Source organism: Pannonibacter sp., from assembly GCF_051860505.1.
GTDB lineage: Bacteria > Pseudomonadota > Alphaproteobacteria > Rhizobiales > Stappiaceae > Pannonibacter.
Window position 1 is genome coordinate 44820 of sequence record NZ_JBHYDX010000028.1, and the last position, 16006, is coordinate 60825.

The 16006-nt window shown below is 62.9% G+C and carries 15 protein-coding genes; 2 read left to right on the plus strand and 13 right to left on the minus strand.

The genetic code is table 11. The annotated features are described in order from the left end of the window. Positions 1-23: 23 nt before the first annotated feature. Positions 24-842: a transglutaminase family protein gene (locus ACTIFE_RS17540; RefSeq protein WP_439530450.1), complete on the plus strand. Its 819-nt coding sequence runs from the start codon at positions 24-26 to the stop codon at positions 840-842. Between the two features lie 40 nt (positions 843-882). Then, positions 883-1614: a peptidase gene (locus ACTIFE_RS17545; protein WP_439530451.1), complete on the plus strand. Its 732-nt coding sequence runs from the start codon at positions 883-885 to the stop codon at positions 1612-1614. Between the two features lie 68 nt (positions 1615-1682). Here the strand turns inward: ACTIFE_RS17545 and ACTIFE_RS17550 are convergent, their stop codons facing one another. From ACTIFE_RS17550 to rpsM, 13 genes are all read right to left on the minus strand, one after another. Next, positions 1683-2468, minus strand: coding sequence for an ATP12 family chaperone protein (locus ACTIFE_RS17550; protein WP_439530452.1), 786 nt, complete (start codon positions 2466-2468; stop codon positions 1683-1685). Next, positions 2468-3148 (minus strand): HAD-IA family hydrolase, encoded by a 681-nt coding sequence (locus tag ACTIFE_RS17555; RefSeq protein WP_439530453.1) that lies wholly within the window; start codon positions 3146-3148, stop codon positions 2468-2470. Before ACTIFE_RS17555 ends, ACTIFE_RS17550 begins: the two co-directional genes overlap by 1 nt. Before the next feature lie 37 nt (positions 3149-3185). After that, positions 3186-4187 carry an RluA family pseudouridine synthase gene (locus ACTIFE_RS17560; protein WP_106755184.1) on the minus strand — a complete coding sequence of 334 codons (1002 nt, stop codon included), beginning with the start codon at positions 4185-4187 and terminating at the stop codon, positions 3186-3188. A gap of 190 nt (positions 4188-4377) precedes the next feature. After that, the gene (gene crcB / locus ACTIFE_RS17565) at positions 4378-4755 is read right to left on the minus strand and encodes a fluoride efflux transporter CrcB (RefSeq protein ID WP_439530454.1); all 378 of its coding nucleotides are present in this window, start codon (positions 4753-4755) and stop codon (positions 4378-4380) included. Positions 4756-4780: 25 nt separating this feature from the next. Continuing rightward, positions 4781-5572 carry a sterol desaturase family protein gene (locus ACTIFE_RS17570; protein WP_439530455.1) on the minus strand — a complete coding sequence of 264 codons (792 nt, stop codon included), beginning with the start codon at positions 5570-5572 and terminating at the stop codon, positions 4781-4783. A 174-nt stretch (positions 5573-5746) separates the two neighbouring features. Continuing rightward, on the minus strand, positions 5747-8131 hold the full coding sequence (locus ACTIFE_RS17575) for a patatin-like protein (RefSeq protein WP_439530456.1): 2385 nt from the start codon (positions 8129-8131) through the stop codon (positions 5747-5749). Positions 8132-8233: 102 nt separating this feature from the next. After that, positions 8234-9541 (minus strand): replication-associated recombination protein A, encoded by a 1308-nt coding sequence (locus ACTIFE_RS17580; protein ID WP_439530457.1) that lies wholly within the window; start codon positions 9539-9541, stop codon positions 8234-8236. Between the two features lie 3 nt (positions 9542-9544). Continuing rightward, positions 9545-10987 (minus strand): DegQ family serine endoprotease, encoded by a 1443-nt coding sequence (locus ACTIFE_RS17585; RefSeq protein ID WP_439530458.1) that lies wholly within the window; start codon positions 10985-10987, stop codon positions 9545-9547. A gap of 102 nt (positions 10988-11089) precedes the next feature. Continuing rightward, positions 11090-13270 carry a methyl-accepting chemotaxis protein gene (locus tag ACTIFE_RS17590; RefSeq protein ID WP_439530459.1) on the minus strand — a complete coding sequence of 727 codons (2181 nt, stop codon included), beginning with the start codon at positions 13268-13270 and terminating at the stop codon, positions 11090-11092. Positions 13271-13444: 174 nt separating this feature from the next. Then, complete coding sequence (gene rplQ, locus ACTIFE_RS17595; protein ID WP_439530460.1) at positions 13445-13870, minus strand: 50S ribosomal protein L17; 426 nt, start codon at positions 13868-13870, stop codon at positions 13445-13447. An 84-nt stretch (positions 13871-13954) separates the two neighbouring features. Further along, complete coding sequence (locus ACTIFE_RS17600; protein WP_106755179.1) at positions 13955-14983, minus strand: DNA-directed RNA polymerase subunit alpha; 1029 nt, start codon at positions 14981-14983, stop codon at positions 13955-13957. A gap of 76 nt (positions 14984-15059) precedes the next feature. After that, entirely contained in the window at positions 15060-15449 is a 390-nt protein-coding gene (gene rpsK / locus ACTIFE_RS17605) for a 30S ribosomal protein S11 (protein ID WP_106755178.1), read from the minus strand. A gap of 66 nt (positions 15450-15515) precedes the next feature. Then, positions 15516-15884, minus strand: a complete 369-nt coding sequence (gene rpsM, locus ACTIFE_RS17610; protein ID WP_106755199.1) for a 30S ribosomal protein S13 — start codon at positions 15882-15884, stop codon at positions 15516-15518. Positions 15885-16006: the final 122 nt, after the last annotated feature.

Below are 16006 nucleotides of genomic sequence, written 5' to 3' on the forward strand. Positions count from 1 at the left end.
CCGCGGCCCGAGGAACCCTGATCATGCGCCTCACAGTTCGTCACACAACCCGCTACCGCTATGACAGTCCGCTCGCCAATGCGATGCAGCAGCTGCGGCTGACCCCATCGGACTGTGCCAGCCAGCGGATTCTCAGCTGGTCCATCACAGCGCCGGGCATGGACCGGGCCACCGCCTACCACGATGCCTTTGGCAACCTGGTGCACATGATTTCCTCGAGCCTGCCGATCGAGGAAGTCGAGATTACGGCGTCCGGCGAGGTGGAAACCGCTGATCTTGCCGGCGTCATCGGCCATGAGGCCGGCGAGGCGCCCGTGCGGATCTACACGCGTGTCACGTCGCTGACCGAAGCCAATCCGGCAATCCGCAAACTGTCGCAGCTGATCACATCCGACGACCAGATTTCCGGCTGCCACGCTCTGATGCACGCCATTCGCGACAAGGTCGGCTATCGCATCGGGGTCACCGAAACCCATGCCTCCGCCATCGAGGCCCTGGCCGCCGGCGAAGGCGTCTGCCAGGATCATGCCCATATCTTCATTGCTGCCGCGCGCGCCGCCGGTATCCCTGCGCGCTACGTCTCGGGCTACCTTTATCTGGACGAACAGCAGGAGTCGGAGGCCCATCACGCCTGGGTCGAAGCCTGGCTGGAAGGACTGGGCTGGGTCGGGTTTGATGTCTCCAACGGCTTGTGCCCGACGGATCGCTATATCCGCTTGACGCTGGGGCTAGACTCGCGCTCCGCTTCTCCGATCCGGGGAATCCGTTTTGGCGGCAAGGAGGAGAACCTTCACGTCGAGGTGGATGTCCTCCGGGCGGAAGGGCAACAACAGCAGCAATAGCCGCGCCATCCGGGCCGCCGCTATCAGAGGCAGACGATACGTGACTTATTGCGTCGGACTAAAACTGGACCGGGGGCTGGTGTTCGCCGCCGACACACGCACCAATGCGGGCGTGGACAACATCGCCTGCTTCAAGAAGCTGCACACATGGGAATTGCCCGGCGAGCGCTGTTTCACGCTGCTGACCGCCGGCAATCTCGCGATCACCCAGTCCGTGGTCACCATCCTGAGCGAACAGATCGCATCTCCGACGCTCAATCCGGTGAATCTCATGACCGTCGACACCATGTTCCAGGCCGCCCGGCTGATTGGCCAGGCGGTGCGGGATGTACGCGCCCTCGACGGCGAGGCGCTGGCGACCAACGCAGAGAGCTTTTTCCTGACAATGATCCTTGGTGGCCAGATCAAGGGCGAGGACCCTCGCCTGTTCCAGATCTATTCAGCCGGCAATTTCATCGAGGCAACGTCGGATACGATGTTCTTCCAGATCGGCGAGCACAAATACGGCAAGCCGATCCTGGACCGGGTGACCCGCCGCGACATGCGGCTGGGCGAGGCCGCCAAGCTGGTCCTGTTGTCCTTCGACAGCACCTTGCGCTCCAACCTGTCCGTCGGAATGCCCATCGACCTGATGCTCTACAACACGGACAGTTTCACGACCAAGCGCCAGAAGCGGATCCACAAGGACGATCCCTATTTCCAGACCCTGTCAGCCGCCTGGTCGAGCGCCCTGCGCAAGGCCTTCACGGAAATCGAGGAATTCGAGATCTGATCAGGGGGCGAAGGCTCGTCCGCCAGAGCCTGCGCCAGAGGCGTGGGGCGGCCGCAGCAGCCTACCGGTCAGGCAGAGCGAACCGCAGCAAGGATCAGCGCCGCAGCGTCATACTCGGTGCGCTTGTAGGTCCGAACACGCCTGGCTTCGTCGTCCTCGCCCCACAGCTCCGCATTCCAGTCTTCATCCACATGCGCCGCCGCCCACAAGGCCTCGGCGGGATGCTCGCCGCGCGCCAGCAAGAAGCCGATGACGGCTGACCCGGTGATCGAGGTCACCGTGTGCAGGGCCGCCAGTTGCAGCGGGGTGAAACCATCCAGCAGCCGGCGATAGGCTGCGACAAGGGCATCATCCTGCGCCACATGGGTGACACCGGCGATCAGGCGGAACTGGCCGCCGAGGGTCCCCCCTACCCTTTCCAGCAGCGGATCCCAGGTCAGTCGCTGGCGTTCGGCCAGACGCTCAGGGTCGCTGGCCCGGTAGCACAGCGCATCATTGCCGGCATAGCGGGCAATCTCGTCGGCAACCTCGGTGAAACGGATCGACACGGCATCGATGGCGGCATTTGCCATGCGGGTCAGCGGCATCACGCCCGGGTTGATGACGGTCTCCTGCGCCTCCCACTCGGCAGCCACAGCTTCGGCCAGCGCCCGGGCAGGCAGGGTGAGCAAATTGCGGGCCGGTGTCTTGACCTGGCGACCATCCAGCGTGACGGCAAAGCCGCCTTCAACTTCCGCAATACCGACTGATGTGTAGAAGCGTTTGGGCAGATCCCGCCGGGACAGTTCCCGGGCCCGCTCGACCGGATCATATTTGGCAAGATCCGCGCTCAGATCCTCGAAAATATCGCGCATCAGGCTTTCTCCATGGCCCAGCCGAGCTGGCTTGCCAGCGCGCTTTCAAGGGCCGAAAAGGTATCGATGATGAGATCCGCGCCGGCCTCTGCGAGCAAGGCGCCCTCATGGTAACCCCAGGTGACGCCAATCGCATGAGCCCCGGCGGCACGGGCCATCTGCATGTCGAAGCTGGTGTCGCCAATCATCACGGTCCGGGCAAGCTCGGCGCCTGTCTCGGCAACGGCCCGCAGGATCATGTCCGGATGGGGTTTTGAAGGGCTCGTATCGGCCGTCTGGATGGTGACGAAGCGCCCCTCCAGACCGTGCACCTGGAGAAGATGCGCAACGCCGCGCCGCGCCTTGCCGGTGGCAAGGCCAAGCAAGACGTCGCTGCGCGCGCCAAGCCGCTCGACGACCTCGCGTGCGCCAGGATAGAGCGGATCAAAGTCCAGCCCCTGCTCCCGCCGCTCCCGCTTCGAAGCACGGTAGGCGGCCGCCATCGGCAACACCTTGTCCTGATGCTCGGGACCGACCAGTTGGGCAAAGGCCCGTTCCAGCGACAGTCCGACGATCGACAGGGCCTCCCGCCTGCCGGGCATGGGAAGGCCTACGGCAGCAAATCCGACCTCAAGACCATGCAGGATGGTCTCCTGACTGTCGACCAGCGTGCCATCGCAATCAAACAGGATGAGATACATGCGGGTAGGTCCATGCCTCAGGCCGGAGGACGGCGGCTCAGTCCACTTCGTCCTGCTCTTCGACATAGTCGCCGACGTCGAAGCCCAGGAGGTTCCAGGTCTGCTGCATATGCGGCGGCAACGGCGCCGACACATCGATCTTCCCGTGGCCGGACGGATGCGGGATGATGATCCGGCGCGCCAGCAGGTGCAGCCGGTTCTGGATGCCGCCGGGCAGCTCCCAGTTCTCGATGTTGAAGTACTTGTCGTCGCCGATGATCGGATGACCGATATGCGCCGCATGGGCACGCAGCTGATGCGTGCGGCCGGTGACCGGCTTCATGGTCACCCAGGACAGTTTCTGCGCTGATTGCTCGACCACATTGTAGAGCGACACGGCGTGTTGCGCCTCGTCCTCGCCATGCCGGGCAATCTTCATCCGCTCCTCGCTCTCGTCCCGGGCCAGGAAGGTCGAGATACGGCCCTGGCGCGGCCGGGGAACACCGGCGAGCATCGCCCAGTAGATCTTGCGCGTGTTGCGATGGCGGAAGTTCTTCGTCAGTTCCTGCGCCGCCTGACGGGTCTTGGCCACGAGAATGATGCCCGACGTCTCGCGGTCGAGACGATGCACCAGACGCGGCTTGTTGCCCTTGCTGTCCGTGAAGGCATCGAGCATGCCATCGAGATGCCGCTTCAGGCCCGAGCCGCCCTGCACGGCCAGGCCGACCGGCTTGTTCAGCACCATCACCATACTGTCCTCGAACAGCATCATGTCCTCGACGGCCTTGCGGTCATCGTCGATCAGCTTGCTCGACTTCGGCCGCGCATTCATGCGGTCGTCGGCCTTCAGCTCGATGCCAAGCGGCGGGATGCGCACACTCTGCCCGACGGCGAGCCGGGTGGCGCTGTCAGCGCGCTTGCCGTCGACGCGCACCTGACCGGTGCGCAACAGCTTCTGCAGGTGGCCGAAGCCAAGACCCGGGAAGTGCACCTTGAACCAACGGTCAAGGCGCATGCCGGCCTCGTCGGCGGACACGGTTTTCAGTTCAATACCAGACATACGGATCTCATTGTGACGCGGCAGCCCTTGCAGCCCATGCCGCCAGACCGGACGCTGTCCAGCGCTGTGACCAGTGTCGCAGCCGGGCTAGAAAAAAGCGATGCCCGACCGTGGTCTGCCACAGCCTATTGTCATTGCGCCTCTCATAAGCGCGCAAGGGCAAATTGGCAAAGGAATTCCTCAGAAAGCCTCAACTGACGGCACGCGCCAGGGCCAGACCGGCAAAAAGCGCGGCGATGGAGACCACGACAGAGGCGAGCACGTACGTGAGTGCCAGATGCGTATCGCCCCGCTCCCAAAGCGCTGAAACATCCAGGGAAAAGGCGGAGAAAGTGGTGAACCCGCCAAGAACTCCGGTCGCAAAGAACAACCGCAGACCGGTTGGCAGGCCGCCGGTCTGGCGCGTCAGCCAGCCAATGAACAGGCCCATGACCAGCGAGCCGACAATGTTCACGGTCAGCGTCGCATAGGGAAAGCCCGTGCCCAGCAGGCGCGGCACATGGGTGTTCACCCCATGTCTGAGCCCTGCACCAATCGCCCCGCCAAGCATCACCAGAAGATAGTCCACGTTGTTCCAGTCTCTCGAAACCGGCTCAGTCCGGAGCCTTTCCCACATTCCCGTCCGTTGTGGACGCAGCTTCAAAGGTCTTCACGGTCTCATCATAGCGAGGGTCGATGGTGCCGCAAATCCGGTCCCAGAATGAGAAGAAGTTGGCGTAATTGTACTTGAAGCGCGAATGATGCTGGTCGTGGAAGGTCACACAGACCATCGGCGAGGGCATGCGCGACAAGGGCGAGGCATAGAACTCGAAGCCGGAGTGTCCAATCGTGCCGTTGAAGTGGTCCCAGAGCCGGTGCGCGATCAGCACTTCCACCGGAATCGGCAGGACCAGCGGCGCCCAGAGGTAATAGCTCTGCATCACGAACGCATCGACCAGGTCGTCGCTGTAGGTGCTCCAGACCGTCGGGGCGACGGAGCGATGATGCTCGGCATGGAACCGGTACATCAGCGGCGTGTGCATGAACCGGTGCGCCCAGTAGAACCAGGCATCGAAGACGACCACAGACACCACAAACATCACGATGACCGACCACCATGACAGGTCCAGCGGCGTCACGAATGTATAGCCCTTTACCGACAGGAAGATGCCGCCCGCCATGCAGCCGGCTGTCACCAGCAGCGAGATCACGCTCTGGCGGATTTCCCGCGCCTTGCGCTTTTCCCCGCGCCGGCCCTGCTGGATCCGGCGGTCCGGATGGCGATTCTGGATCGCGACCAGAACCCACCCGGTCAGAAAATAGAGCGCAACATTGATGGCGTAGACGGCCGCCCAATAGGGCAGGAATTCGAGTAAAACTCCGCCGGCACTCGTCAGTCCAGTCATCCGCTCTGCCTCTTCGTCCGCCCGCAACAGGCCCGGTGCCGGATCACAAGGCCGTCCGGTACAGGACACTCAGGTCATTGCCGATCCTGTGTCCTTCATAGACCGGGGAAAGCAGACCTGAAAAGGCCATACGAGCGTAAAACCGGCTGCCACGGCCGGCGAAGCCTGTCGTCTTCAGTCCAGCCGGGCTGCAATCAGAGCCTCGATTGACGGGATCAGCTCCGGATCGGAGGCGAGGAACGGCCTCTCCTCCTCGATAATTGCCTGGAACAGCCGGCGACGCAGACCACGCACCTGGTCTTCCGGCAGGCGTTTGACCTGAATGGACGACTGAAGGATCGCGACAAGCCGATCAGCGGCCGTCAGCCGCCCCCAGAGATAATCATGCTCGCGCCAGGACCGGTTGAAAAAGGCACCAAACGTGTTCAGCGCCGAGCCCTTCAACTGAAACCCTTCGTCCAGCAACGAACTGGCATCGCGTGGACTGATCCGGTCGACCAGGGTCTCGTTGACTTCGGAGAAATCATTGCGCTGGAACACCGGCAACGTGATCAGGTCGTAGAAGGCAAAGCCGATATAGGCACGCGTCAGTTCGCGGCGCAGCAGCGGGACAAGATAAGTGAACGACATGACAGCAAAGACGTCATCATGCAGCCGGTCCAGATTGACCAGCCCCATGTGGCGGCCGATCTGCTCCATCACCGCTTCGAGATGCGACAGGTCGATGCTGCCACCTCCCACCGCCAGTTCGGCCGCAGCCTCGGCGATTTCGAACGGATAGGACTGCGCCGACCAGCAACCCTGCAGCTTGTCGATCTGTTCATAGAGTTCGCGCTTCAACGCATCGAGGTCATCGGGCTTCTGGGCTGCAACCTCATGCGCCCGCGACTGATAGAAACTGTTCAGCTTGCGCACGACAAAACGCAGGCGACGGATGCGGTAGTCGACATCAAGCAACCTGAGGAAGGCGATGATCCGGTCCGGGCGTGCAGGCGGTTCCGCTTTCGATCGGCCGTGGCCTTGCCCCTCAACGACGGACGCGTCGCGGAGAAACGTCCGCATGGCTTCGATGACATCCTCCTCCTGAAGGATCACACCTGCACGCGCCGAAAGCGCTGCAATCAGGCTGGAAACACGCTCCGCCAACGCTTGCAGCTTCAGCGTCTGGTAGCCCAGATGCGCGTAGCCGGCCTGACGATGTGCAGCTTCATTGGCGGCAGTCCGGCACTGGGTCAGTTCCTCGATGGTCAAAGGCTTATCGCCGGCATCCGGCAGGATCCGCGCGACTTCGCGCTCAACCATCGGTTCCGTATCGGCGATCACCTCGGCAAGACGGCGGGCGCGACGATTTCGCGCCTCGATGGCCCGCAGATCATCGCCAATCGGCTCATTGCGCGGGATATGAGCCAGAGACGACAGGATCACCCGGAAAAAGCCGGGCACGCTGTCGCCGTCAGGCAGCTTGCCGCGCTCGCCGCTTGATGGCACTGGATCGACATAGACCAGACGCCGGGCCACTTCACGCGTTGCCGGACGTTCGCCAATGGCTGCGATCACCGGTGCGAAGGGCTTGTTCATGACGACGCTGCCATCAACAAAGGCACGGCGCAGGAGATCATCCTCGGTTCCGCCGAGGATGCCGGTCAGGAAGGACATGCGGGTGTCCCAGGTCTCGCCACGCTCGGCCAGAACCTTGTCCATCTCGCCGATTGTCGCCGGCGGAAAGGCGCCCGGGAAGCTGGACGTTGCCCTTGCGGCAAAGACATGTGCCGGTGCGAAGGCCGGTGTGAACTGGCTGTCCAGAACGCCCGGTGTCCGGTGATGGCAGGAGAACTTCAGGATCCGGCGATGCTCGCGTTCATCGATATAGACGGGTTCGTCAATGCGGATCCTTTGGCTGCGGCCATGATAGTCCGTCAGCGTCACGAACAGATCAAGGGTCTGGCCATTGGGCACCAGCGTTGCCTTCGAGCGCCAGTCCCTGTCCATCTCGCGGCAGGCATCCAGCATCCAGCCAATGTAGCGTTCCCCGGAAAAGGGCGGCGTGAACCAGCGCGACTGGGTCAGGAGCCGCAGCTTCTCCCGCGTCTCGGCGCTGGTGATCTGCGCCTTGAGGCCTGAGGTGATCATCCGGTCAATGACCGGCGACATGCCGCTTTTGAGGAACCTCGACAATCCGTCCTGCGGCTGCGCCAGCCTGGTGACATCGGCATTCTCGAGCCACAGGTTGCGATGGGCATCCAGCGGCAGGTCATGGGCGATGGCTCGGGCCAGCATGACGCCGTTGACCCCGCCCGCAGATGCGCCGGCAATCGTGTCGACAACCACCCGGACGTTGATATCCGGATCATAGGCCTGCAGCAACGCGATGTAGGCGCGTGTCGTGGGAGACAGCAGAGAGCAGCTTGCCTCATCCTCGAGGTCGAGCGGCTCGCGCGCGCCATGGCAGCTCGACGCCTTGACCAGGTTGAGGATCTCGCGGCTGACCCCATGCATGTAGATCGCCAGCGATACGCCGCCGTAGAAGACCAGCGCCAGGCGGATCTCGATCTGCTTCATGATGGCCCCCGATCCCAAGGATGCAGCGCCCCCCGGCGCGCCTCCTCCTCCAGCCCTATCTAGCCACGGCGGGTATTTCGGCTTTGCTAAGAGTGGAAAAATCTAGTCCCGGCGACGCTCGCGGCGCAACCTTGCCCAATAGTCGAGCCGCTTGCGGATTTCCCGCTCGAAGCCGCGCTCCGGCGGATCATAGAAGGTCTGCCGGCCCATGCTGTCCGGAAAATAGTCCTGACCGGAGAACCCGTCCGGAGCATCATGGTCATAAGCATACCCCTCGCCATAGCCTTCGGTCTTCATCAGCTTGGTCGGCGCATTCAGGATATGCTTGGGTGGCAGCAGCGACCCATTGGCCTTGGCAGCCCGCACCGCCGCCTTGTAGGCCACATAGACGCCGTTGGATTTCGGGGCCGTCGCAAGATAGACGACACATTGCGCCAGCGCCAGTTCCCCTTCGGGAGAGCCGAGCATCTGATAGGCATCGCGTGCCGCATTCGCCTGCACCACCGCCTGGGGATCGGCCAGGCCGATATCCTCGACCGCCATGCGGATCAGGCGCCGGGCGAGATACATCGGATCCTCGCCGCCATCCAGCATGCGGCAGAACCAGTAGAGCGCCGCATCAGGGTCAGACCCGCGCACGGACTTATGCAGTGCCGAAATGAGATTGTAGTGGCCGTCCTGACCTTTGTCGTAGATCGGGGCGCGCCGCTGCACGATGTCCTGCAGCCGGGCCGCATCAAACACCTCGCCGGGCTGCGCTGCCCGCCAGACGTCCTCTGCCAGTGTCAGGGAAGAGCGTCCGTCGCCATCGGCCATGCGGATCAGGACAGCCCGTGCCTCAGCGTCCAGCGGGAGCGGGCGCCCCTCCTCGGTCTCCGCGCGGTCCAGCAGCTTGCCAATGGCCTCCGCATCCAGCGAACGGAAGGTCATCACATGGGAGCGGGACAACAGCGCCGCGTTGAGCTCGAAGGACGGGTTCTCCGTCGTCGCCCCCACCAGCGTGATCGTGCCGTCTTCCATCACCGGCAGGAAACTGTCCTGCTGGGCCCGGTTGAAACGGTGGATCTCATCGACGAACAGCAGCGTTCCGCGTCCGGCGAGCCGCCGCACCCGTGCCGTCTCGAACACCTTCTTCAGATCGGCAACGCCGGTGAAGATCGCCGAGACCTGTTCGAAGCCGAGATCCGTGGCATCGGCCAAGAGCCGCGCAATCGTCGTCTTGCCGGTGCCAGGTGGCCCCCAGAAGATCAGAGAGCCAAGCGTCCGGGTGCGCAGCATGCGCGACAAGGTGCCATCGGGGCCGAGCAGGTGATCCTGCCCGACGACATCGTCCAGACGCCGGGGGCGCAGCCGGTCGGCAAGCGGCCTCGGGCCGCTGGGTCCTTCGGGCGCGGCGAACAGGTCCCCCATGGCCTAGCTGCGCAAGACGAGGCGAGAGACTTCTCCGCCGCGCTTCACATCCAGCCGCCACAGCCGGGGTTGGCGTTTGGACGCCCGTTCGAGCATCGCCGTTGTCTCAATGCGTTCCTCGTTGACTGCAAGGACGATATCGCCAACCTGCAGGCCAACCCGCGCTGCCGGCGATCCGTCCGCAACCTCGGCAATGACCACGCCCTGCTCCAGCGCCTCCAGACCCAGTTCCTCCGCCACTGCCGGCGACAGATTCATCACCGTTGCGCCCTCGAAGGGCGAATAGCTGCGGATCAGCCTTGCATCCCTTGGCGTGGTTTCCGGCGCGACCTTCAAGGCGACCACCGCCTCGCTGTCCTTGCCGGCCCGGCGCAGCGTGAAGCGTGTCTCTCCGCCGACAGCCTTGGTGGCGAAGCGATAGCCGAAGGAATCCGGATCGAGCACTTCGACGCCGTCGACGGCGGTGATCAGATCCCCCACCTTGAGCCCGGCCTTGTCCGCCGGTGCGCCCGGGAAGACACGGGTCACCAGCACGCCGCGCGGCCGGTCGAGCCCCAGCGCCTCGGCGATCTCGGCGCTGACCACCTGCACGGTGGCGCCAAGCCAGGGCCGCTGGATCTTGCCGGCGGTGACGGCGGAATTGGCGACGAACTTGACCATGTTGGCCGGAATGGCAAAGCCGATGCCGTTGGAACCGCCGCCGCGCGAAAAGATCGCCGTGTTGATGCCGACCAGACGGCCTTGCATGTCGACCAGCGCCCCGCCCGAATTGCCCGGGTTGATGGCCGCATCGGTCTGGATGAAGAACTGGTAGTCAGTGATGCCAACCCGGGTGCGGGCCAGTGCCGAAACGATGCCTTGTGTGACAGTCTGGCCAACACCGAAGGGGTTGCCAATGGCCAGCACTATGTCGCCGACAGCCAGTGAGTCGGAGTCTGCGAACTCAACGTTGGGAAAATCATCCTGCCCGTCGCGAATGCGCAGGACGGCAAGATCGGTCCGCTCGTCCTTCAGGATAATATCAGCGTCGAATTCGCGGCGGTCTGCAAGCGCGACGCGCACCTCGTCGGCATCCTTGATGACGTGGTGGTTGGTAATGATCACGCCATCGGCGGAGATGATGACGCCGGATCCGAGCGAGGACTCCATCCGCTGCCGCGGCCGGTTGCCACCGGGTACCTGGTCGCCGAAGAAACGGCGGAAGAAGGGATCATCGAGGAAGGGCGATACAGGCTGCTGCACCAGACGGCTGGCATAAACGTTGACCACCGCCGGAGCGACGCCCTTGACGATGGGGGCAAAGGACAGCGTGATCTGCGCCTCGGAGACCGGAACCACCCGCTCCTGCGCAAACGCGGGGACCTGATCGGCAATGACACTCGCCAGCGCCAGGATGGCACAAGCTGTCAGCTTCAGACCCGACGCAATCGTTTTGGCCAGTCGCATCGACACTCTCCTTCCAGAACGACGAATCCGGCCGCCAAGGCCGGATTCGATACATGCCAGATAGGAACGCGCGGACGCAATGCCAAGCGCGGATGGAGAATGTCAGGCCGACCGCACCTGAGACAGGAAGGCCCGCACTTCCTGGTCGAGATGACTGGCCTGCTGCGACAGTTCGTCGGCAGAGGCGACAAATCCGCTCGCCGCCGTCCCGGTGCGATCCGTCACTTCGTTGACGCGCCGGATGTTGGAGGACACTTCCGCCGTGCCGCGCGCGGCGCGCTGGGTGTTGTTGGCAATGCCCTGCGTGGCAGCGCTCTGCTCCTCGACTGCAGAAGACACCTCGGTCACCGACATGGTGATCTCGTTGATTGTCTCCTGAATATCGGAAATGGCAGAGACGGCATCATCCGTCGCCGAGCGGATCGCGTCGATCTGCTGCTGGATTTCACCGGTAGCCTTACCTGTCTGGGAGGCCAGTTCCTTGACCTCGGAGGCAACCACCGCAAAGCCGCGTCCGGCTTCACCTGCGCGCGCGGCCTCGATTGTGGCATTGAGTGCCAGGAGATTGGTCTGGTCGGCGATGTCCGAAATCAGCGTGACGACCTCACCGATGCGATTGGCCGCCTCCGCGAGAGAACGGACGGTCGCATTGGTTGACTGGGCACGAACGGTCGCGGTCTGGGCAACGGTCGAAGACCGGTGGATCAGTTCGCTGATCTGGCGGATGGACCCCGAGAGCTGATCCGATGCCGAAGCAATCGACTGCACCTCTTCCATGGCCTGGTTCGACATGTCCGCAGCCCGCGCGGCGCTGTCACCGGCCACCGCCGTCATCTGCTGCACGTCCTTGGCTGCATCCTGCAGCGAATGGGCCGACTGCGACACGGCTGCGACAACCTTGCCGACGCTCGCCTCGAAGTCCTGCGCCAGGGTTGCCAGCATGGCCTTGCGCTGCTCCCCGATGGTCCGACCGCGTTCGCCTTCCTCGCGTGTCCGGCGCTCCTGCTCTTCGGCCGCGTTCTCGCGGATCGCAACGACGGCACGTCCGATCTCGCCAATCTCGTCGCCGCGCCGGGCAGCCTTGATATCCTCTCCCAGATTACCGTTGGCGATGGATTCAAGGGCGCCGACCAGCGTGGTCAGCGGGCGTGTGATGCTGCGTGCAAAAATGAGCGCAACGACGGCCGCAATCGCCAGGGTGATCAGGGTCCACAGCACCATCCGGTCGCGCATGGCAGTGACGGAGGCCATCGCCTCGTCAAGGCTCTTCTCCGCAACCACAGCATAGGTCTTGCCCATGAAGGAGATCGGACGGGCAACCACGATCCGCGCAATCCCGTCGCTCCCGAGAACCTCGCCACTGGCCTCAGTCCCGTTGAGCGCGGCGAGAACCGGTGCCGCGTCTGTCCGGGCGCTGAGGGCCGTCGGCTGAGCGGCGAGCGGCATGTTGGAGAGGACGACGCCGCCCTGCCCCACCAGATAGCTCTGACCGGTGCTGCCCATGCCGTCGCGGTCCGACAGGATGCTGTCCACCAATTCGGCGCCGACGCGCAGCGCCATAACACCCATGAACTTCTTCTCGCCGAAGGTCTCGATGACAACCGGCTGGGCGACGAAGAAGGACGGCGCATCACCGGCTGGCCCGTAGGGCGCGAAATCCGTGATGACCTGCGTCCCCGATGGTGTGTTTGCAGCTGCACCGAAAGCTTGCGCCAGTCCGGTCGACGCAACTGCGCCTTCGGATACGGATGCCAGGAAGTCAGGTCCCTTGGTCACCGAATAGAGGACATAGCCGTCTGGCAGGATACCGTAGATATCCCCGTAGCCACCAAGCTTCCATGTGTTCATGAAAGCGCTGTGCAATTCGCTGTGACGCCAGGAATACATCGTCTTGTTGTCGGAGCCGATCTGGGCGGCCCGGTCTGCCGCCGAACTGCCGGGCGCCTGATAGTATTCACGAATAGCCTGAAGATCGCTATCGATGTTCACCCGCGTTCCGGCAAGATCCTTCATCATCAAGGCCGCGCCGGCGCTGGTGGCAGCGTTGGTCAGGTCGGCACCGATGTTGCCCATCTTGGCATTGAGCAGGGACTGGCGCGCCTTGACCACCAGTTCAAGTTCCGCCCGCGCTGCCTGTTCCAGGCCGTCCCGGCCACTCACATAGCCGATGACCCCCACCGCCGTGCAGGCGGCGAGCACAAGTCCAAGGGTCAATGACGGGATAATGACGGAAAGGCGGAAAATGCGGTTCGAATGCTTCGGCAGGCCAGAAGAGGCAGTCATGGATACCAAACCCCAAATTGATCTATTGGGGACGAGAATGAATCCATCGACCTTAACAAGGCGATAACATACCGGGAAACAACCTCAGAATGTAAAATCGTATGCCAGGCAGCTTGAAACAAAGAAAAGGCGGGCCGAGGCCCGCCTTTGTGGAAAGCAAAAGCTATCCGAATATTACGCTGCGTTTTCAGCAGCCTGCTCAGCAGCAACGCGGGCACGATCGGCAGCACCACGTGCAGACTGGTCCCGATCGACGAGTTCGATCACGGCCATCGGCGAGCTGTCGCCATAGCGGAAACCAGCCTTGACAACGCGGGTGTAACCGCCGTTGCGCTCCTTGTAACGCGGAGCAAGGGTTTCGAACAGCTTGCGCACCATTGCAACGTCGCGAATCTGCGAGATCGCCTGACGGCGAGCATGCAGGTCGCCACGCTTGCCGAGGGTGACAAGCTTGTCCATGATCGGCTTCATTTCCTTTGCCTTCGGCAAAGTCGTGACGATCGCCTCGTGTTCGATCAGCGAAGCCGCCATATTGGCGAACATCGCATTGCGGTGGCTCGATGTGCGGCCGAGCTTGCGGCCGGATTTACCGTGGCGCATGGCCCTCTCCTTTTGACTTTAGACTTCAGGCGGCGCTATCACAGCGACGCGCCTGGTTGAACCTGAACCGGGGCGCTTGCGCCCTCAGTACTGATGATCTTCGTACCGCTTGGCGAGATCCTCGATGTTCTCCGGCGGCCAGTTCGGCACGTCCATACCCAGATGGAGACCCATCTGAGCGAGAACTTCCTTGATCTCGTTAAGCGACTTGCGACCAAAGTTCGGAGTGCGCAGCATCTCTGCTTCGGTCTTCTGGATGAGGTCGCCGATATAGACGATGTTGTCGTTCTTCAGGCAGTTTGCCGAACGAACGGACAATTCGAGTTCGTCCACCTTCTTGAGGAGCGCCGGGTTGAAGGCAAGCTCGGGGACGCTGTCCTCGGCCACTTCGCGCTTCGGCTCTTCGAAGTTGACGAAGATCGAAAGCTGATCCTGCAGGATGCGTGCGGCATAGGCCACGGCATCATCCGGCTTGATCGAGCCATCGGTCTCAACCGTCAGCGTCAGCTTGTCGTAGTCGAGAACCTGGCCTTCACGGGTGTTTTCCACCTTGTAGGACACTTTCTTGACCGGCGAATACAGGCTGTCGACCGGGATCAGGCCAATCGGCGCGTCTTCCGGACGGTTCCGGTCGGCGGCAACATAGCCCTTGCCCGTGTTGACGGTGAATTCCATGCGGATCTCGGCGCCCTCGTCCAGCGTGCAGAGCACGAGGTCCGGGTTCAGCACCTCGACATCGCCAACGGTCTGGATATCACCAGCCGTCACGACGCCAGGGCCCTGCTTGCGCACGACCATGCGCTTGGGGCCTTCACCCTGCATGCTGATCGCGATTTCCTTCACGTTCAGGACCAGGTCCGTCACGTCCTCGCGCACGCCCGGAATGGACGAGAACTCGTGCAGCACGCCGTCGATCTGGACCGCGGTCACCGCTGCGCCCTGAAGCGACGACAGCAGGATCCGGCGCAGGGCATTGCCCAGCGTCAGACCATAGCCACGCTCCAGCGGTTCGGCGATCACGGTGGCGACGAAACGCGGGTTGTCACCCGCCTTCACCTCCAGCTTGTTCGGCTTGATAAGTTCTTGCCAGTTCTTCTGAATGGTCACGCTCATACCCCTTCGGCTGTCCCGCCGGATTTACCGGCCATTCTTCGCCATTGGAGGAAACCAATGCCCAAGACCAAAGGTCTCAGACGCGACGACGCTTGCGCGGGCGGCAGCCGTTGTGCGGGATCGGCGTCACATCGCGGATGGACGTGATCAGGAAACCGGCAGCCTGAAGGGCACGAAGCGCAGACTCACGGCCCGAACCTGGACCACGCACTTCAACTTCCAGGGTCCGCATGCCGTGCTCGGCGGCCTTGCGGGCAGCGTCCTCGGCAGCAACCTGCGCGGCGTAAGGGGTCGACTTGCGCGAACCCTTGAAGCCGAGCGCGCCGGCGGACGACCAGGAGATCGTGTTGCCCTGGGCGTCGGTGATGGTGATCATGGTGTTGTTGAACGTGGAGTTCACGTGAGCGACGCCAGAAGAGATGTTCTTGCGTTCGCGGCGACGCACGCGCGTCGTGTCCTTAGCCATTTTCTATCCTTACTTTCGATCTCGACACCGCCGTAATTCCGGCGGCTCCACCAGCAATGCGCCGGATTACTTCTTCTTACCGGCGATTGCCTTCGCAGGGCCCTTGCGGGTCCGGGCGTTCGTATGGGTGCGCTGACCGCGGACCGGGAGGCCGCGACGGTGACGCAGGCCACGGTAGCAGCCAAGGTCCATCAGACGCTTGATGTTCATCGCAGTCTCGCGACGCAGGTCACCTTCCACGAGATAATCGCGGTCGATGGTCTCACGGATGGCGAGCACTTCAGCGTCGGTGAGCTGGTTCACACGACGCTCTGCAGCGATGTTCGCCTTCTCGATGATTTCCTGGGCGAACTTCGCGCCAATGCCGTGGATATACTGCAGCGCGATGACGACGCGCTTGTTCGTCGGAATGTTGACGCCAGCAATACGTGCCATGGTCATCTCCATTTTTCAGCAGCAACTGGGCTGCCTGGTTGGTATTCCCCGCGTCCGGTGGAGCCCGGCCCCTGCGGGAGCTAATTTGCCGGATTGGACCAGCACAGAATGTGCCGCCCCCG